This is a genomic window from Pseudoalteromonas porphyrae, assembly GCF_001298125.1.
In the GTDB taxonomy this organism is placed as follows: domain Bacteria; phylum Pseudomonadota; class Gammaproteobacteria; order Enterobacterales; family Alteromonadaceae; genus Pseudoalteromonas; species Pseudoalteromonas neustonica.
This window is the reverse complement of sequence record NZ_LHPH01000028.1, coordinates 1-19,059: the sequence shown is the minus strand read 5'-3', so window position 1 is coordinate 19,059 and position 19,059 is coordinate 1. Positions and strand designations below refer to the sequence as shown.

General features: G+C 41.1%; 16 protein-coding genes. 8 read left to right on the top strand and 8 right to left on the bottom strand.

Annotated features, from left to right (window positions below; translation table 11 throughout):
- Positions 1–308 precede the first annotated feature (308 nt).
- Both yihI and ADS77_RS18575 read left to right on the top strand, forming a co-directional pair.
- Complete coding sequence (gene yihI / locus ADS77_RS18580) at positions 309–896, top strand: Der GTPase-activating protein YihI (RefSeq protein ID WP_054204905.1); 588 nt, start codon at positions 309–311, stop codon at positions 894–896.
- A complete protein-coding gene (locus ADS77_RS18575) occupies positions 896–1,408 on the top strand; it encodes a DUF2489 domain-containing protein (protein WP_054204904.1) in 513 nt (170 codons plus the stop codon). The genes yihI and ADS77_RS18575 overlap by 1 nt, the downstream gene beginning before the upstream one ends.
- Before the next feature lie 65 nt (positions 1,409–1,473).
- Here ADS77_RS18575 and hemN read toward each other — a convergent pair whose 3' ends face one another.
- Positions 1,474–2,847, bottom strand: coding sequence for an oxygen-independent coproporphyrinogen III oxidase (gene hemN, locus ADS77_RS18570; RefSeq protein WP_054455768.1), 1,374 nt, complete (start codon positions 2,845–2,847; stop codon positions 1,474–1,476).
- Positions 2,848–2,961: 114 nt separating this feature from the next.
- Complete coding sequence (locus ADS77_RS18565) at positions 2,962–4,989, bottom strand: methyl-accepting chemotaxis protein (protein ID WP_054204902.1); 2,028 nt, start codon at positions 4,987–4,989, stop codon at positions 2,962–2,964.
- Positions 4,990–5,118: 129 nt separating this feature from the next.
- On the opposite strand from ADS77_RS18565, the gene ADS77_RS18560 reads away from it, so the two are divergent.
- Positions 5,119–5,889 carry an NADP-binding protein gene (locus ADS77_RS18560; RefSeq protein ID WP_054204901.1) on the top strand — a complete coding sequence of 257 codons (771 nt, stop codon included), beginning with the start codon at positions 5,119–5,121 and terminating at the stop codon, positions 5,887–5,889.
- Here the strand turns inward: ADS77_RS18560 and hutH are convergent.
- From hutH to hutC, 3 genes are all read right to left on the bottom strand, one after another.
- Positions 5,886–7,418, bottom strand: coding sequence for a histidine ammonia-lyase (gene hutH, locus ADS77_RS18555; protein WP_054204900.1), 1,533 nt, complete (start codon positions 7,416–7,418; stop codon positions 5,886–5,888). The genes ADS77_RS18560 and hutH overlap by 4 nt on opposite strands.
- Before the next feature lie 2 nt (positions 7,419–7,420).
- Positions 7,421–9,094, bottom strand: a complete 1,674-nt coding sequence (hutU, locus tag ADS77_RS18550) for a urocanate hydratase (protein WP_054204899.1) — start codon at positions 9,092–9,094, stop codon at positions 7,421–7,423.
- 81 nt (positions 9,095–9,175) lie between these two features.
- Complete coding sequence (gene hutC, locus ADS77_RS18545) at positions 9,176–9,883, bottom strand: histidine utilization repressor (RefSeq protein ID WP_054204898.1); 708 nt, start codon at positions 9,881–9,883, stop codon at positions 9,176–9,178.
- A 110-nt stretch (positions 9,884–9,993) separates the two neighbouring features.
- On the opposite strand from hutC, the gene hutI reads away from it, so the two are divergent.
- Both hutI and ADS77_RS18535 read left to right on the top strand, forming a co-directional pair.
- The gene (gene hutI / locus ADS77_RS18540; protein WP_054204897.1) at positions 9,994–11,241 is read left to right on the top strand and encodes an imidazolonepropionase; all 1,248 of its coding nucleotides are present in this window, start codon (positions 9,994–9,996) and stop codon (positions 11,239–11,241) included.
- Positions 11,242–11,371: 130 nt separating this feature from the next.
- Complete coding sequence (locus tag ADS77_RS18535) at positions 11,372–13,030, top strand: GGDEF domain-containing phosphodiesterase (RefSeq protein WP_054455806.1); 1,659 nt, start codon at positions 11,372–11,374, stop codon at positions 13,028–13,030.
- Here the strand turns inward: ADS77_RS18535 and ADS77_RS18530 are convergent.
- Positions 13,027–14,085 carry a formimidoylglutamase gene (locus ADS77_RS18530; RefSeq protein WP_054455765.1) on the bottom strand — a complete coding sequence of 353 codons (1,059 nt, stop codon included), beginning with the start codon at positions 14,083–14,085 and terminating at the stop codon, positions 13,027–13,029. The genes ADS77_RS18535 and ADS77_RS18530 overlap by 4 nt on opposite strands.
- A gap of 2 nt (positions 14,086–14,087) precedes the next feature.
- Positions 14,088–14,585, bottom strand: coding sequence for a ribonuclease E activity regulator RraA (gene rraA / locus ADS77_RS18525; RefSeq protein ID WP_054204895.1), 498 nt, complete (start codon positions 14,583–14,585; stop codon positions 14,088–14,090).
- Positions 14,586–14,800: 215 nt separating this feature from the next.
- Between rraA and ADS77_RS18520 the strand changes: the two genes are divergently transcribed.
- The 3 genes from ADS77_RS18520 to ADS77_RS18510 all read left to right on the top strand — a co-directional run bounded on the left by ADS77_RS18520 (position 14,801) and on the right by ADS77_RS18510 (position 18,362).
- Entirely contained in the window at positions 14,801–15,334 is a 534-nt protein-coding gene (locus tag ADS77_RS18520; protein ID WP_054204894.1) for a phosphatase PAP2 family protein, read from the top strand.
- The gene (locus ADS77_RS18515) at positions 15,331–16,359 is read left to right on the top strand and encodes an MJ1255/VC2487 family glycosyltransferase (RefSeq protein ID WP_054204893.1); all 1,029 of its coding nucleotides are present in this window, start codon (positions 15,331–15,333) and stop codon (positions 16,357–16,359) included. Before ADS77_RS18520 ends, ADS77_RS18515 begins: the two co-directional genes overlap by 4 nt.
- Before the next feature lie 122 nt (positions 16,360–16,481).
- Positions 16,482–18,362 (top strand): methyl-accepting chemotaxis protein, encoded by a 1,881-nt coding sequence (locus tag ADS77_RS18510; RefSeq protein WP_054455763.1) that lies wholly within the window; start codon positions 16,482–16,484, stop codon positions 18,360–18,362.
- Between the two features lie 126 nt (positions 18,363–18,488).
- Here the strand turns inward: ADS77_RS18510 and tnpC are convergent.
- Positions 18,489–19,059, bottom strand: a 571-nt coding sequence (gene tnpC / locus ADS77_RS18505; RefSeq protein WP_152960641.1) for an IS66 family transposase, incomplete at its 5' end; no start/stop codon positions are given.

The window sequence follows — 19,059 nt, the reverse complement described above, 5'->3', positions numbered from 1 at the left end:
GCCACACGGAAGGTAAATATAATAAAAAAATGGAACAACAATAATAACAATAAAAATAAAGACTAAAAAGTCGAAGGGAGAAGTGTCCAGTTAAATGGCGCTCAGATTAGCAGGCGGTAGAGATGTTTTCTCTACCGCCTTTTTATTTGTCCTGTTACAATGGCAACCGTTTATACTTAAAAGTATAAAGTGCGCTAGTAGTCGAGTTACCCAACCTCAATCCGCACAAACCAAATTCTTCTGGCAAGGCCAGCATCGCAACGCTAAATGAGTGTTGCTCAAAACCTCTTAAGTGAGATGATCAAGATATGAGTAGAACGAAAAAATCACGTAAAAGCCCATCAAATGGCCCTGTTCGTTTAAGCCAAGATAAGCTTAAAGAAATGCGTGCACTGAAAGAACAACGAGTTAAAAAAACCAAAGGCGCTAAGTCAGGTTCACGTAATTCGATTGAAGCTTTAAAGCCTGATACAAAAAGTAATCAGCATAATAAAGATAAGCGTGTTGGTAGTAAAAAGCCAATATCTTTAGTTGCTGTTGCACCAGAGCCTGTCATTGAATTAAAGCGTAACTTAAAGCCACAAGTTGAGTTGAAAAAAGTTGTGCAGCCAGAGTTTACGCCAGAGCAAGAACTGGAAGCGCTAGAAAATGATGAGCGTTTGTTAAAACTAGTTGAGATACATGAAAGCGGTACTCTATTAACAGGTAAAGATGCAAAATACTTCAACAGTCGTATCGACCGTCATCAAGAGTTATGTGAATTGCTTGGTATAGAAGATGAAGATGGGGATGACTTTGATGATGAAGATTTCATCGAAGAAAGTAACAGTGACTTTGATAATTATTTATCTAATGATTTAGCCAATGAATGGCTAGATGATGAGGACGATAAATAATGAATGTGATGATCTTAGCTCTGTGTGTGGGCGCTGTGATCATCGCAGGGTTGGCATTTTATGCAGGGCAATTGCTGTATAAGGTGAGTGCGCAAAAGAAGCTCATAGCTAAAGAGCAGGCTAAGCAGCAAGCAAAGCTTGCTAAATCTCGTTTAGAGCGCAATGCTAAGCTTGCAGATAGTATTCATTTGATTGCTCGAGCAATGCATCAAGAGCAGTGTGAGTTCTCTGAAGGCTGTTTACGTATTTGGGTGTTGATGTCGCAATATAGCTTTGAACATGATGATGACCTTACTATGCGTTATCCTGGTATTTTTGCGATGTATGAAGTGGTTAAAGAAATGCCGACTCATGATGCGCGTAAAAAGTATTCAAAGAAAGAAATATTTAAGCTAGATAGTGCACGCTGGCGTGCTGAAGAAAGTAACGCTGATGCGATTAAAGCTGACTGTGAGAAAATCATTGAAGATTTCAAAGCTGCTCCGGGCAGCGAGAATGTCGTTTTTAACTAACTTGTTCACAATAGCTAAATTGAAAAAGCAGACCTAGGTCTGCTTTTTTGTTTTGACCATTTAGGCTAAATTACTCGTGAGAATCGCGTCGCGTTTATTTGTTTTTGCAAATGAGCATCAAAGCACATACAAATTATACGAATAAACAAATTACCACGAGCGGTGACAATAATACGTTTTCCCTCAATAGCTACCATACCGTCGGCAATTAGTGGCTCTAGAGCTTTGAGCGAGCTTTCAAAGTAGTGCTCAAAGTCGAGTTGATATAGATCAGCAATGCTTTGCATATTGAGTTCAAAGTGACAAATAAGTTGTTTGATGACAGTTGCGCGTATCACGTCATCGCTGTCCAGTTGCATTCCTTTAGTTATTGCACAGCCAAGTTGATGATCTAGGGCGTAGTAATAATGCTTCAACTCTTTTTGGTTCTGTAAAATGGCAGTGCCGATTTGTGAAATAGACGATACGCCTAACCCCAGTAAATCACAGTTTCCATGGGTGGTATAGCCTTGAAAGTTACGATGTAATTGTTGACTATTTTGCGCGACGGCTAATTCATTTGTGGTTTTAGCAAAGTGATCCATCCCGATAAATTGATAACCAGCATCGCTCATTTGCTCTAAGGTATTTTTAAACATGGTAAGTTTATCGTGCGCGTTAGGCAGATCGGCATCTTTAATTTTGCGCTGCGCGGCAAAGCGCTCGGGTAAATGTGCATAATTAAATACAGAGACACGATCAGGACTAAGGGCAATAAGCTGATCTATCGTTTCTTTAAAGCTCTGAGGCGTTTGCAAAGGTAAGCCATAAATCATATCAGCGTTAATTGATGTAAAGCCAAGCTTGCGGGCTTCACTAATCAAGCCTTTCACATCATCGGCACTTTGTGGGCGATTGACTGCAAGCTGTACTGCATCATTAAAATCTTGAATTCCAAACGACACGCGATTAAAACCAAGTGTGCGTAAGTGGCTGAGCATACCATCAGCTAGTGATCGTGGATCTATTTCAATACCACGCTCAGCATTGGCTGTAAATTTAAAGTGTTGGTTTAATAACGAGATTAAGCGACTCATTTGTTCGGCGGTTAAAAAAGTGGGTGTGCCACCCCCTAAATGTAGCTGTTCAACATGATATTGTTCAAATAACGGTGCTTGCGCAATGATTTCTTTTTCAAGGTAATCAAGATACAGATCAGCTTTTGATTGATGGCGGGTAATCACTTTGTTACAACCACAGTAATAGCAAAGCTGGCTACAAAACGGGATATGAATATATAAAGATAAGCTGCGATTATTGGATGAATTAATTGCACGGAGCAAATCTTGCTGTTGGTAGCCATCATCAAACGACAATGCTGTGGGGTAGGAGGTGTACCTTGGTCCAGACACATTGTATTTATTTATTAAGCTTTGATCCCACTTGGGTAAATTAATCATCACGCGCACCTTTACGATTGTTTTAACAATTATAAAAAAGCTGTGTAATGTCAGTATTGATCTGCAACAAAAAAGAGTGCTGTAAGCGCACTCTTTTTATGGTTTGTAGAGTCGTTAAAGTTTGAATTGGTTTACAGTATTGTTCAATGAGCTTGCAAGATCATTGAGATCGCGCGCTTCGTCTGCAAGTTCAAGTGCATGATCTGCAGTACTATTCACTAAATGGTTGATAGCAGCTAAGCTATTATTTATATCTTCAGCAACCACTGTTTGTTGCTCGGTTGAGGTGGCAATGTGATGACTTTGATCTTGTACCTTAGTCACTGAGTCTGCAATGTTCTGCAATGCATCTAACACCTCTTGTGTTTGTGCCACCGAACTTTGTGCGCGCTCTTGTCCTTGTTGCATCATAGTGGAAGCTTGCTGCGCAATTTGCTGTAAGCGTGAAATCATATTGCGAATGTCATCCGTTGATTCTTGTGTACGACTTGCAAGCGATCGAACTTCATCGGCAACAACAGCAAAGCCACGGCCTTGCTCACCAGCACGCGCGGCTTCAATGGCAGCATTGAGCGCCAACAGGTTCGTCTGATCTGCGATGGCATTTATCACGTCAACAACCGCACCAATATTGCTACTTTCTTGCTCAAGGCCCGCAACCACTTTTGATGCTTCGCCAATATGCTCAGCGAGTGCCGTCATCACACTTTGTGCATTTTGCGAGCGCGATGTTCCGTCTGCGGTGATATGTTGCACTTCTTCAGCTGCATTATTAGTGTGTTGAGCGTTACGCGAGATCTCCATTACTGTAGAAGCCATTTCAGTCACTGCGGCACTAACACTATCGACCTGTTGTTTTTCCTGCTGAATTTCATCATTGGTTTTTTGCGACACTGATTTTAATTGCGCCGCGGCGTTAGTTAGTTGTTCTGCTTGAGCCGCTGTGTCGAGCATCATGGCACGCAACTTATCGATAAATGTATTCATGTGCAACGCAAGCTGGCCAACTTCATCTTGGCTATCGATGGTGATTTTTTGAGTTAAATCACCATCGCCTGAGGCAATGTCGCGCATAATATGAGTCAGTGTAATTATCGGTTTTGAGATCATGTGAGTAGCCCACAAGATCATTGCAATGATGATCAATAGAATAACCACAACAGATGTCGTCGTCGTCATGACGGCTTCGTTAACTGGCTCATCAATCATTGTTCTTGGCACTAAAATACCCACATACCAGTCTAAAGATGGCTGCTCTAATTGTAAGCGGTTATAAACAACAAAATACTCTTGGCCTTTTAAAATGACTGTAGCATCACCGCTAATAGTATTCTTCATTTGCAGATTAAGTTCAGTAAATCCTTGAGTGTCGCTGAATTGTTTTTCGAGGGCATCTAAGCCTTGTTTGCCATTGGGTCCCTCGTCAGTTACTGAAAGTTTATGATTAGTACGTTTAGATAAATGAACAACTTTTTGGTCTCCATCAAGCAAGAAGCCATAGCCTTGACCATTAAAACGAACGTCTTCAACCATTTTATTGATTTTGTTGAGCTGTAAGTCCACACCACCGAAACCAACTAATTCACCTTGTTGGTTATACACTGGTTGTTGCACAACGGCAGAAGCATTACCAGTTGTTAGATCAACTGAAATTGGGCCAACATATAAGCGATTTATTTTTAATGCATCCTGCCACCATCCTCTCTTATACGCGTAATATGGCTGACCATTGTAGTGAGTAGTCCGTTCGTGTTCTTTAAAGTATTCACCCGTTTTAGCTGAAGCAAAAAATGCTGATAAGATATTCTCATCATTGCTACTAATACGCACAAAATCTTGGTTTACTTCATCGTAGCCAGGCGCACCTGTTAGTGTTTGATCTCGTTTATCCCATGCATCAAACCAATTTACTAAATGGGGATTATTAACGAATGTATTGACCAGTTTTCCGTATTGGGCAAAATAACCTTGCATTGAGAGTTGCTCACTTTGCAGATAACTGTGAGCTTCCCGTTCAATACTTTGGCGTGATAATGAAGCGATATGATTAACAAAGTAAGATGAAGCAGCGATCAACAGCACAGTGATAGTGCCACCGATTAGCAATAATATTTTTTTTCGCAATGATAAATTTTTTAACATAAGTGCACACATTCTTATTATTTAGTAGAGTAAGCAAGCTTATATAATCATATATTAGTCCTAATCTCCATATTGTGAGGTAAGACAAATGAATAACATTTTATTAAATTGTAAGGACGATGTTACAAGATGGGTACAATAAAAGAACGTTTAATTGTATTAGGTGCAGGTTGGCTTGGGCACCCTTTATGCTTGCAGCAACTAGCACAAGGCTGGGATGTGCAAGGAACCCATCGTGGTATTGAACATCAACATGCATTTCAGCGCCGATTGGTGTTTGAAAATAATCAGTTAAGTCATCAACTCGATTTACAAGATGCTTGGTGGGTGTGTGCTATACCCCCCCGTAGTCGTCAGGCTGATAGCCATTATTTAGAGACTTTAAAGTTAGCGATTGAACTTGCTGGTAATATGAATGCGAAAGGTTTTTTATTATGCTCATCAACGGCAGTGTATGGGCCAGATAACTTAATTTATGATGAGCAAAGCCCGATCGTAGTAACTAGCCCACGACAGCAACCGTTACTTGAGGCTGAACAGTGTGTTTTAAATGCGGGCGGAAAAGTACTTAGATTAGGTGGTTTGATCGGGCCAGATCGAGAGCCTGGTCGTTTTGTAGCTGGTAAAGAACTACAAAGCTCAAGTAGACAAAGCGTTAATATGGTGCAGCAGCAAGATGTGATTAATGCGATTATTAGCGTGTTGGATAAGTGGCAAATTGCAGCGCCAATTTATAATGTAGTCAATCCTGCTCACCCTACAAAAGCAGATTATTATCAACAAAAATGCCAGCAATATGGTACTCAGACGCCTACCTTTATTAGTGACGAAAGTGCCGAACGCATCATTGATGGTTCGGCTATTGAATCACTTGGTTTTAACTACCAGTTTGATATTTAAAACGATGGTAATACGCCTTTAGGTAATAAATTACACAGCTCGCCTTGTTGTAATAACAAGTTAGCTGCTTCGATATCGGGGCCGAAATAACGGTCTTTGTCGTAGTAGCTAACTTTTGTGCGCAGAGTTGCTTTGGCTTGTTCAACTTTTTCAGATGCGAGTAATGGCTTTCTAAACTCTAAGCCTTGTGCTGATGCCAGCCATTCAATTGCCAGTACGCCTTGCGTGTTGTCGGCCATTTCACCTAGACGGCGCGCCGCAAAAGTTGCCATCGACACATGATCTTCTTGGTTTGCTGAAGTAGGTAAACTATCGACTGACGCTGGATGTGCCAGTGACTTGTTTTCTGATGCTAATGCTGCAGCTGTAACTTGCGCAATCATAAAGCCAGAGTTAACACCGCCATTTTCAACTAAGAAAGGTGGCAGTTTTGATAGGTTTGAATCAATTAATAACGCGATACGGCGCTCAGCGAGTGCACCTATTTCGGCAATCGCTAATGCTAAGTTATCAGCTGCCATTGCGACTGGTTCTGCGTGGAAGTTACCACCAGAGATAATATCGCCCACATCTGCAAATACCAGTGGATTATCAGTCACTCCATTTGATTCACACAATAATACTTCAGCGGCTTGGCGAATCTGCGTTAAACATGCGCCGAGTACTTGTGGTTGGCAGCGTAGGCAATATGGGTCTTGTACTTTTTCACAATCAACATGGGCCTCACTGATCTGTGATTGCTCACTTAACATCTCGCGGAAAATTGCAGCGGTATCTATTTGCCCACGTTGGCCACGTATATCATGGATGCGCGCATCAAATGGTGAACGACTGCCCATTGCGGCTTCAATGCTGATAGAGCCAATCGCACAGCTTTGCGCATATAAATCCTCAGCACGAAATAAACCTTGTAATGCAAATGCAGTTGAAGCTTGAGTGCCATTTAATAGTGCTAAACCTTCTTTTGCGGCTAAAGTCAGTGGCTCCAGGTTGGCAATTTTAAGGCCTTCAACAGCGCTAATTAGTTTACCTTGGTAGCGCATTTCGCCTTCACCAAGCAGTGGTAAGCACATGTGTGACAATGGCGCTAAATCACCTGATGCACCCACCGAACCTTTTTTTGGTACGCAAGGGTAAACTTGTGCTTCAAGCAATTGCATAAAAAACTCAATGACTTTTAAGCGAATGCCTGAAAAACCACGAGATAATGAATTAATTTTCAGTACCATCATTAATCTTACGGTACTGTCATCCATGTAGGCACCAATGCCGGCAGCATGCGAAAGCACAATTGAGCGCTGTAACAGCTCTAATTCATGTTCGGCAATTTTGGTATTAGCGAGTAAGCCAAAACCGGTATTGATACCATACACAGTACGATGTTGATCAATCACGTCTTGAACAGTTTGTGCGCTGGCAGCGATTTTAATTTCGCTATCTTGGGCAAGCGTCAATTTTACTGGCGATACATTAATTTGGCGTAGTGTCGCTAAATCAAGTTGGCCAGGTGTGAGAGTAAGTTCAAACATGATTATTCCTTATTTAACATTGGTAGATCGAGGCCTTGCTCGGTAGCACAGTTAATTGCAATATCGTAACCTGCATCAGCATGGCGCATTACGCCTGTTGCAGGGTCGTTCCATAATACACGGCCAATACGTGCAGCTGCTTCGTCAGTACCATCGGCAACAATAACCACACCAGAATGCTGGCTAAAGCCCATACCAACCCCGCCACCGTGATGCAAAGAAACCCACGTTGCACCGCCTGCAGTATTCAGCAATGCGTTAAGTAATGGCCAATCTGATACAGCATCTGAGCCGTCTTTCATTGCTTCGGTTTCACGGTTTGGACTGGCCACCGAGCCTGAGTCTAAATGGTCGCGACCAATTACAACCGGTGCTTTTAGTTCGCCATTTTTAACCATTTCATTAAACGCCAGAGCTAAACGCGCTCTGTCTTTTAGCCCAACCCAGCAAATACGCGCGGGTAAGCCTTGAAATTGAATACGCTCACGGGCCATATCAAGCCAATTGTGTAAGTGCTTATCGTCTGGGATAAGTTCTTTTACTTTTGCATCAGTTTTGTAAATATCCTCTGGATCACCAGAGAGTGCAACCCAGCGGAATGGGCCAATGCCTTCACAAAATAATGGGCGAATATAAGCGGGCACAAAACCTGGGAAATCAAAGGCATTTGTCACGCCTTCTTCAAACGCCATCTGGCGAATGTTATTACCATAATCAGTGGTTGCCGCGCCTGCTTGCTGTAATGCCAACATAGCAGTTACTTGCACCGCCATAGATTGCTTTGCAGCTTTAACCACGGCTTGTGGTTCTTGCTCACGCATTTTTGCAGCATGGTCCATGCTCCAACCTTGTGGTAAGTAACCATTGAGTGGGTCGTGAGCTGAGGTTTGATCGGTTACAACATCAGGGGTAATACCACGCTTAACTAATTCACTAAATACGTCAGCGGCGTTACCGAGTAAACCAACAGATAGAGCTTCACCTTTGGCGCAAGCAGCGTTGATAAGTTCAAGAGCATGATCTAAGTCAGTCGCTTTAACATCAACATAACGGGTTTTTATTCTAAAATCGATGCGAGTTTCGTCACATTCGATAACTAAAGCACTAAATCCTGCCATGGTTGCAGCAAGAGGTTGTGCACCACCCATGCCACCTAAACCACCGGTAAGTACCCACTTTCCAGCGGCGTTACCATTAAAGTGTTGTTTTGCCATCGCTACAAAGGTTTCGTATGTACCTTGTACAATACCCTGTGAGCCTATGTAAATCCACGAGCCCGCAGTCATTTGACCGTACATCATCAAACCAAGTTTATCGAGTTCGTTAAAATGCTCCCAATTAGCCCAATGCGGCACTAAGTTTGAGTTTGCAATTAAAACCCGTGGTGCATTACTGTGAGTTTTGAATACCCCAACTGGTTTACCTGATTGCACGAGTAACGTTTCGTCGTCTTCGAGTCTGTCGAGGGTTTCGATTATTTTATCGAAACAAGGCCAATCGCGCGCTGCTCGGCCAATGCCACCGTATACCACTAACGAGTGCGGGTGCTCAGCAACCTCTGGATCTAAGTTGTTCATTAACATGCGCTTAGCGGCTTCTGTGAGCCAGCTTTTAGCGCTGATCTTATCGCCATGTGGCGCGCGGATAACGCGAGATTCATCAAGTCTGTTGTTCATGGAGTGCTCCTGTTGTATATACAACTGATTTTGTTTTAAAAAATACGCAATTAAGCGCATCTTTTTGATTCGTGTATTATTTTATTTTTTAAATGTTAAATGGCCACCTAAGCGATATTTACTCCCTGGTGACACTAAACGTGCAAAGCTAACAATGCCTGATGATGACCACGTACGGCGTATAACCTGTAAGCAAGGTTCTTCATGATATAAGTTTAGCCATTGGCACATTTCGCTGTTGGGCATTATCGCTTCCACTGTGTGGCGAGCTTCTGTTAACGGCGCAACGCTCGATAAATATTCGTGCGGCGTTAATACGGTAAAATTTTGTTGTAGGTAACTTTTTGCCAAAGCAGGATTAACAAAGCGTTCTTCTACTTGCAGCGGCTGATCATTTTCGTTGTGCACCAATACACTGCGATACACTAGGCTATCTACTTCAACACCTAAAGCAATGGCAATAGGTGCAACGGCGCTGATAGATTCAAGTACTAACACAGTGCAACTGTAATTACCGCTGCGGGCTTTAACTTCATCTGCAATATTTTTAATTTCAAGCAATGATGATTGTGATTTAAAGCTGGCAACAAACGTACCTAAACCTTGGCTACGAGTGAGGATATCCGCTTCTGTAAGTTCACTCAATGCTCGGCGTGCTGTCATCCGACTGACACTAAATTGTTCAGCTAATTCGTTTTCTGAAGGCACGCGTTGGTTTTCTTGCCATGCGCCGGATCGAATATTATCAACAATAAACTGCTTTATTTGTGCGAATTTAGGTGTCGTCATTAGAGTTTTTACAATCTTTTTAAATTACCTATTAACTATAAGATGACATATTTATCTTGTATATACAAGATGGCTTGCTAGACTAATAAAAAAGAATTTTAGGAACCGATATGACCACATTAACCGCGACAGATAACAGCAATGACTGGGACTTACTGATCACTGATGCCAATATAGCCACTATGGATAGCAATATTGATGCACCGTATGGTGCAATTGAAAATGCGGCGCTGGCGGTTAAAGATGGTCATATCGCATGGCTTGGTAAGCAAAGTGACTTACCAACATTTGATGTGTTAGCTACACCGACAGTGTCTGCTAAAGGGCAGTGGCTAACACCCGGTTTAATAGATTGTCATACTCACTTAGTCTTTGCTGGCTCACGGGCTGAAGAGTTCGAACAGCGTTTGCAAGGTGTTAGTTACGAGCAAATTGCCGCGCAAGGTGGTGGTATTGCCAGCACTGTAAGGGCAACACGAGAGGCTGACCATGAAGCGTTATTTGTGCTGGCGAAAGATCGCCTCAATGCACTCTATGCTGAAGGTGTAACTACGATTGAAATCAAGTCGGGCTACGGACTTGACTGCGAAAATGAAGTAAAAATTCTCGAAGTAGCGCGCCTACTTGGTGAAAATCATCCCGTTGATGTAAAAACCACTTTTTTAGGGGCACATGCATTACCACCTGAGTATAAAGGTCGTAGTGATGAGTATATTGATTTGGTGTGTAACGAAATGTTAGATCAGATTGTTGCAGCTAATTTAGCTGATGCGGTTGATGTATTTTGTGAAAATGTTGGTTTTAGTAATGAGCAAACACGTCGCGTGTTTACAGCCGCAAAAAAACATAGTTTGCCTGTAAAATGCCATGCCGAGCAGTTATCTAACCAACATGGCACAGAGCTTGTTGCTGAATTTAAAGGTTTATCGGCAGATCATATAGAGCATTTAGATGAAGCGGGAGTAAAGGCTATGGCCGCAGCGGGTACTGTGGCTGTTTTATTACCCGGCGCATTTTATTTTTTACGTGAAACTAAGCAGCCGCCAATTGAGTTATTAAAGCAATACAATGTACCAATGGCTATTTCAACAGACTTTAACCCGGGCACCTCACCCTTGTGTTCTTTGCAATTAATGATGAATATGGGGTGTACATTATTTCGTTTAACGCCAGAGGAAACTTTAGCTGGAGTGACGTGCAATGGAGCTAAAGCACTTGGTTTAAAAGACCGTGGTGAATTAAAAATAGGGCTACGAGCTGACATTGCACATTGGCAAATTTCTCACCCAGCGCAATTAAGTTATCAATTAGGCGTAAATAAACTGTTAAATCTGTGGATATTGGGTAGACTTAATTAGTCTATTTTAATGTTGTGCTTACTCAATGTCTTTAATTGCGCTATTAACAAATACTGGATTTGAATACGCAGCAAGGAGCGCTTTTTTAAACAATACACAGTTACCCGTTTTTTTAGCCGGTATGGTATTGATGGCGATGGTTTGCGCTTTGTGTGTAGTTAATAAATCGCAGTTGCGATTTAGCTATATACTCAACGGGGTTATTTCGCTAGCGATATTAAGTGCTGCATTTCCTTATTTAGAATTGTTGTTAGCATTGAGCATTTGCCTTCACTTATGGCAAGCATCTAAACAAAATAACTCAACGTTACTCACGCTAAGTTACTGCGCAGCAATAATATTCATAATATTATTTGCTGCTAATTTGCTTTTAGGCATACCCTTATTTTTAGTCACATTGGCAAGTATTATACTGGCAGCATCTGGCTATTTTGATGAGCAAGATTTAGAACCGCACAGCACCGAAACACAAAGCTTAGAGCAAGAAGGCTTTGCTGCAGCATCCCCGTTAATGAGCCTTCCTAGTTGTAAGCAATTACGTAATAGTTATTATGCGTGGCGTGAGCCACAGCATTATCGCGGTGTATTAATAATTATTCGCTTAGAAGGGTTTAAAGAAGTAAATCAACATATAGGACGAGATTTTGGGGATTTATTATTAGCTCAATCGGCAAATCGTATTAAAGAGTTTTTGAATATGGATGAAGTTGTTAGTTTAGGTGGGGACCAAAAGTTAGCACATTTAGGTGGGTTAAATTTCGCATTTATATGTAATTTGGAACAGCAAAAGCACCTGCATGAACAGCTAATTAGTCAAATATTAGGTGCGACTCTAAAGCCTTTCAATGTCGCAAATTGTACAATTGAAGTGAAGGCACGTGCGAGTTATGTAGATTGTGATGAACAGGAAGGTAATTTTGATAATCTTATCTCATGTGGTTACTTAGCGCTTGATAGTGTAGAACCACAGCAGGTAGTTGCTTATCACCAACAAATGAAAATAGAGCAGCTAGAGCAGCAGGCGCGCTTAAAAGAGTTGACTAATATAGACTTTGCACGAGAGCTTGAGCTCTATTTTCAGCCAGTGATAAGAAATACAGATGAAAAAATTGAGTTCTTAGAGCTGTTACTACGCTGGCAACACCCAAAGCAAGGGATACTATCAGCACACCGTTTTATTGATGACATACGTATAGCAGGGCTTGCTTTCCCACTTGCTACATTTGTGATTGAACGTGCGGCAGAATTGGCAATGGCACTGCGTGTGGAGGGTATTAGGATACCCTTGAGCATAAACGTGTTTGGTTCGGAAATGCTTAATGAAGAGTTTATTGATTTTATTGATGATGTTTTTACTGAGCACCAGCTTCAGCCTGGGGATTTGATAATTGAATGCCCGTTAAATTTATTTATGAGTTTAGATGATCAAGGTAAAGCAATGGTTGCACGCCTTAATAGTATTGGAATTAAGGTATGCGTTGATGGTTTAGGTGATAGCCCGGTTTGGTTAGCTAAATTACCAAATTTAGCGGTGGAGTATGTAAAGGTTGCACCAGCATTGACTGCCGACTTTAGTCATCAAGGTCATATTCGCAGTTTAGTTGGCGGTATGGTCGAAATGCATAATAAACAGAATGCCAAAGTGATTTGCGAAGGGGTAGAAACGATTGAGCAGCTCAATTTTGTGAAAAGTTTAAATGCTTACGCTGCACAAGGCTATTACTTTAGTCATCCGCTAAGCAGTGTAGGGATGATTACATGGTTAAAGCAATGGCAGCTTGAGCATTAAACGCTTTTTACATTTTCCCGCGCTTGTAAATACGCATTAGCTAGTGCACAAATGATTTGTCCGGCATCGTTAATACCTGCTTGCAATCCACTAGGGTGCTGGTTTGGTGCTGCTTCACATAGATGTAAATAGTGACTATTTGTTTGACTAGCAGCTAAATGCACAAAATGTTCTGCGTCGCTAACACTAAAACCGCAATTGGTATACGCGCTGACGGGCATTAATGAAATGCTATCAAGGTCGACTTCAACACCAAGTGATGCATCTGTTAAGTTTTGCAAAGCTTGTTGGCATGCATCGCTAAGTGTTTTTTCACGTCTTACTTGCAGTGACTGATAGCTATCATAGTTAAAGTTGGCAGCAGCTAAAGCATCAATAATTGCTTGATTGTTTTTTAGCTCGTGCATACCAATAATATGATAATTATTTAAGAGTTGTTCATGATAAGCATAACGAAAGCCATTACCACTATGACGACCTTCGCAATCGCGAAAATCAGCATGAGGGTCAAAATTAATCGCATTAATAGGGTTATTTTTATGTTTACTTAATGCGCGAATAATACCCAGGCAATTATTATGACCACCGCCAATAACAATTGGCTCTAAACCTGCTGTAAATATTAAACTTAAAACTTGCTCAACACGCTGATCAAGTTGGGCACATAAGTCACGTAATTGCTCAAGTTGCCTTGGGTGTTGATTGCTTAAGCTTGATGCAGCAAGGGTTAAATCGGCAACATCAACTTCGCCTAAAAGTAATACCTTATCACTGGCTAAAAATTGGTTGTCGGGTTGGTTTAAGAAACGTTTAACAAATGCTTGCCAGCCATCTTGCGCACCACCATTACCTACATTAGCGCGAGGACCGATATCTTCACAAATGCCAATGAGCACATAACGAATACCAAATTGGGCGGCATCTTGCATCGCTTGTAATGGGTCAACATGGGTGTCGAGGAGGGCGATTGACTGCCATGCTTTTTTTTCATTTGCACGACTGTTGCACCAAGGTTTAACAGTCGCTTCATCGTAGATATTTAAGTAGGCGGTCACTTTTAGTCTTCTATGATTTCCAGTTCAAGTTCTTCACCAGATAAAATAATACCAGTGCTATCTGCATAAACATAATCATCATCGAAAAAAGACACGCCAGCGAAATTAACGCCAATGCCATCTTCGCCAGCGCCTTCGCTATCAGCAGCGACAGGGATAGATGCAATTGCTTGAATACCTAAATTAATCTCTTCAAGTTCGTCAACATGGCGCACTGCACCATAGACAACAATACCTTGCCAGTTATTTTCTGTGGCTAACTCTGCCAGCTCTATATCAATAAGTGCCCGACGTGTAGAACCACCACCGTCAATGAGCAATATGCGATCTTCGCCTTCTTGAGAGAGTATCTCACGGATCAGTTCATTATTTTCAAAACATTTAGCTGTTTTGATGCGACCACCAAAGCTATGACGGCCACCAAAATTGATGAACATAGGTTCGAGCACGTCGACCACGTCGGCAAAGTGATCGCATAAATCTGAAGTGCTGTAATCCATTTTATTATCCTCTAAAGATACGTTAGCTTGTACTTCAGTATACCTTGCTGAAACGCAATAACAACGACTTAATACCAGTAAATAGCGCTCTTTTTAAACAAATAATGCGCTAAAACAGTAAAAGCAATATTAGTGTCTTAAAACTTTCACCTAATTGTTATTTCTAGCACCTATGCTGAAATTGTGCACAGGTTTGCATGAAAAAGGAGCAAGCAATGAGTGAGTACAATATATTAAAGAAGGTTGCGCAGCTGGATGAAAATTTATTTCTTAAGCTGTTTAATGGTAATTCCCCTTTATGGCTAAAAAATTCCGCATTAGGGTTATCTAAAAGTGGCAACGGAGGCTTGTATCTTGTTATCGCTTTTGCTGTTAGCTGGCTAGGTAGCGAACAAGAGCTGTTGGCGGTTACTTTATTACTGGGCTTTTTAATCGAGCGTCCTATTTACTATATCGCTAAAAATGGGTTTGCACGCGTACGTCCTTGTGATTGCTTAGTGAAAGGCGCGTATATTGTGCCGGGTGACAAATTTAGTTTGCCATCAGGCCATAGTGCGGGGGCTTTTTTAGTGGCAATAATTCTTGCTCAATATTTTCCACAATTAAGCGTTGTGTGGTTTTTATGGGCGGTAGGCGTTGCTGCATCCCGAGTTGTGCTAGGTGTTCATTTTCCTGCCGATGTTGTACTGGGAGGGTTAATAGGTTCAAGTTGTGGTTTGGCAGCCATACTAGTGGTGGGTTATTTATGAGGGTATTGTACGGTATTCAGGGAACTGGAAACGGCCACATAACACGAGCTCGCGTGATGGCAAACGCATTTAGTAGTATGAATATTGACGTTGATTATGTTTTTTCAGGACGAGCTCAGGAAAATTATTTTGATATGGAGGCATTCACTAACTATCGCAGCTTTCGCGGGTTATCTTTCTCAACACAAAATGGCCAAATAAATAGTTATCGTACAATTAAAAATGCGCGAATGTGTAAATTGTTGTCTGATATAAAGCAGTTGGACTTATCTGGTTATGATTTTGTTTTTAATGATTTTGAACCTATCACTGCTTGGGCTGCAAAGCGCCAAGGCGTACCTGTTATTGGCATGAGTCATCAAGCTGCCTTTTTATCACCAAAGGTGCCAATGTTTAGACACGGGCTATTCCATCGTTCATTAATTAAGTGTTATGCCCCAGCAGATATTTACTTAGGGGTCCATTGGCAGCCATTTGCCGATAATATTATTCCACCTTTTATTGCTAATCATCCTCATGAAAATCCTGTAAGTGTCGATAATAAAGTGTTGGTGTATTTACCTTTTGAAAATCTGACTAGCGTGGTCGATTATCTAAAAGATTTTCCTGAAAAAGAATTTTACTGTTACCACCCCAATGCAAGCAATGAGTCTTGCTCTCACATTCATTTGAGAGGGTTATCACGCCAGGGGTTTTTAAACGATTTAGCTAACGCAAGTGGCGTAATTGCTAATGCTGGTTTTGAACTGTCAAGTGAAGCGCTTAAATTAGGTAAAAAATTATTGTTAAAGCCATTAGCTGGTCAATTTGAGCAAGATGCGAATGCACAAACGTTACTTGCTATGAAAGCGGCTCATGTAATGAGGTATTTAAATCCTTATGCATTAGATGATTGGATTAATAGTGAAAGCAAAAGGTTAATTAATTTCCCAAGCGATCCGCAACCGTTGATTGAGTGGTTAACGGCTCGGCAGTGGGGAAGTACACACCAACTTCATAGATCATTGTGGTCAGGAGTCAGTTGAGGACTTTTGGTGCTTAAATAAGGCAACTGACTTAAATTATCTATAAATTGTTAGATAATATGCGCGAAGAAAATATTATTTAACTATACTATATGGTGAGACTAATTTAAGGGCTGTTGTTAATGAGTTTACTTCAAAATTTGACGATTAAACGTCGCTTGCAATTCAATGCGGTAGTCGTTGGTTTAGCTATGATCGTAATGTTATTTGTTATCATTTATGAAGCACGCATTATGCTTAAGTTAAATGAAACAATTCAATACGCTGAAGAGCTAGATATCCACGAACTATCTATGAGAAAGTTTGAGAAGAACTTTTTATTCTATAAGCAAGAGGAGGACTTGGCGCTATTCGAAAATGAATACCAACAACTTGAAGCTAAGATATCAAAGCTTAAAGCAGTTACTGATGAGTTAGGTGTACCAAATAAAGAAGTCGATCAATTTAAAATATTAGCTGAGCGATATTACCAAGATTTTAATACAGTTGTAGTGTTACAAAGAGAAATTGGTTTACACCCAAAAGATGCCCTTTATGGTGAGTTGCGCGGTGCCGTGCATCAAGTAGAGACGCTATTGAAAGAGCGTGAAAACTACGAACTTCTTTCGCTAATGTTGCAGCTGCGCCGTTCAGAAAAAGACTTTATGCTACGCTTTGATATTAAGTATCTTGATAAGTTTAATGATATTACTGAGTTACTGAATAAAAAAATAGCTCAAGCAGGCTTTGATAGTGGTTACCAAAGTCAGCTAACAAACTTACTTGGTAGTTACCAAACTAAGTTTGATGCACTAGTTAAAGCGCAAGTTGCTTTAGGCCTTGATTTAAATTCAGGTGCATTAGGTAAAATGAAGTCAAGCGTAAAAGAAAGTGATGCGGTTGTCTCTAAAATTACCAGCGATATAAAGCTGCAAGTTGAAAAACAAGCCAGTGATGCGCAGATGTTTGCAATTATTATATTTATTTTTGCCAGTATAATCGTAATGGCGCTCGTTTACTTTACAAGCAAATCTATCATTATTCCTATTGAACGGGTTTATCATACAATTAATGAGATTCGTCGTAACAATGATTTAAGCCTTACTATTGAGCAGATAGGAAAGGATGAAGTAACCACGATGACAATTGACTTTAATAGTTTGATTAGCGACTTTAAAAAACTTATTTATGAAGTTAATACGGCGCTAAAAACGCTTAATGTAGCAACAGAGCATTTATCAGAAACAACTGCGGCAACAAGTTCAGGTATGCAAGAACAACTTCATGAAGCTGATATGGTGGCAACCGCTGCAACTGAAATGCAGGCAACCATTCAAGATATTTCACATAATACAGAAGCCGCAGCTAAAAAAGCTGAATCAACGAATGTGAGTGCTCAGCAAGGCCGCCGTGAAGTTGAATCAACAGTTAATCATATTAATCAATTATCTGAATCTTTAGGTAAAGCCTCTAGTGTTGTATCACAGCTTGAAAAAGATGGTGAGACTATAGGGTCTGTACTTGATGTAATTCGAGCGATAGCTGAGCAAACTAATCTATTGGCATTAAATGCCGCAATTGAGGCTGCTCGTGCGGGTGAGCAAGGGCGAGGCTTTGCTGTAGTTGCAGATGAAGTTCGTTCGTTGGCGCAACGTACTCAAAGCTCAACGCAAGAAATAGAAAGTATTATTTCAACGTTACAAGAGCGCACTCAAGAAGTGGTTAGCATCATGCAACAATGCCGTACACAAGGTGGAGAAAGCGCAGCACAAGCGACTAAAGCGGGTGAGTTACTGAGCTCGATTACTGAAGATGTACAAACGATTATGGATATGAGTACGCATATAGCAACGGCAATTGATGAGCAAAGCCAAGTCGCCTCAGAAGTAAATAAAAACGTGGTACGGATACGTGATATTGCTGAAGATGCATCGGCCCATTCAGTGACCAATGCACAAACAAGTGAAGAAGTCTCTGAACAAGCGCGTGTACTTCATAAAGCGATAGATAAGTTTAAGGTTTAGCTGTCAGCCGTCAGTTATAAGTTATAAGCCATAAGTTTTAAGCAGCCTTGAGTTGCTTTGAGCTTATGGCTTTTTTGTTTGGATAATTAAATGGGCAGTTATTCGTAAGCGTATAGCTAACGACACCTAGCCTTGCTTAATATTCCAAGGTAATAGCGGTTCAAGGTCACCGGGCTGCTCTGCAATATGTTGCAAGCACGTTGAGATGTAGTCATGCACTACAAGATCATTTGCCTTTGCGGTTTCAACAAGACTATAGAGTATGGCGCTGGCATGCGCGCCATTGCAGGTATTTGAGAACAGCCAGTTTTTACGCCCTATTACGAACGGTTTTATGGCTCGCTCTGCTCGGTTATTATCAATACTGAGCCTGCCATCATCGAGGTAACGCCTGAATTTCTCAAACTGGTTTATCGCATAGGTAATTGCTTTCCCTAGCGCCATTTGGGGAGGGATTTTATCTTTGTGTTTGAGTAACCATTGATACAATTCATCAACGATTGGTTTGGCTTTTTGCTGCCTAACGGTGAATTTTTCACTGACCGATTTACCTTTGATGGCTTGCTCAATACCATAGAGTTTGCGAATAAGGTTAAGTGCTACATCCGCTTTAACGGTTTTTTTATTATTGCCTTTGGCCTCGATGAACTTACGGCGTATATGAGCTAAGCACGCAACCAGTGTTGCCTTCGTTTGC

Coding starts and splice junctions, on each gene's coding strand:
- hutI (WP_054204897.1), top strand. CDS start 9,994: ATGACCACATTAACCGCGACAGATAACAGCAATGACTGGGACTTACTG.
- hutH (WP_054204900.1), bottom strand. CDS start 7,418: ATGTTTGAACTTACTCTCACACCTGGCCAACTTGATTTAGCGACACTA.
- ADS77_RS18560 (WP_054204901.1), top strand. CDS start 5,119: ATGGGTACAATAAAAGAACGTTTAATTGTATTAGGTGCAGGTTGGCTT.
- ADS77_RS18515 (WP_054204893.1), top strand. CDS start 15,331: ATGAGGGTATTGTACGGTATTCAGGGAACTGGAAACGGCCACATAACA.
- hutU (WP_054204899.1), bottom strand. CDS start 9,094: ATGAACAACAGACTTGATGAATCTCGCGTTATCCGCGCGCCACATGGC.
- ADS77_RS18565 (WP_054204902.1), bottom strand. CDS start 4,989: ATGTTAAAAAATTTATCATTGCGAAAAAAAATATTATTGCTAATCGGT.
- hutC (WP_054204898.1), bottom strand. CDS start 9,883: ATGACGACACCTAAATTCGCACAAATAAAGCAGTTTATTGTTGATAAT.
- ADS77_RS18535 (WP_054455806.1), top strand. CDS start 11,372: ATGGCGATGGTTTGCGCTTTGTGTGTAGTTAATAAATCGCAGTTGCGA.
- ADS77_RS18575 (WP_054204904.1), top strand. CDS start 896: ATGAATGTGATGATCTTAGCTCTGTGTGTGGGCGCTGTGATCATCGCA.
- ADS77_RS18510 (WP_054455763.1), top strand. CDS start 16,482: ATGAGTTTACTTCAAAATTTGACGATTAAACGTCGCTTGCAATTCAAT.
- rraA (WP_054204895.1), bottom strand. CDS start 14,585: ATGGATTACAGCACTTCAGATTTATGCGATCACTTTGCCGACGTGGTC.
- yihI (WP_054204905.1), top strand. CDS start 309: ATGAGTAGAACGAAAAAATCACGTAAAAGCCCATCAAATGGCCCTGTT.
- hemN (WP_054455768.1), bottom strand. CDS start 2,847: ATGATTAATTTACCCAAGTGGGATCAAAGCTTAATAAATAAATACAAT.
- ADS77_RS18520 (WP_054204894.1), top strand. CDS start 14,801: ATGAGTGAGTACAATATATTAAAGAAGGTTGCGCAGCTGGATGAAAAT.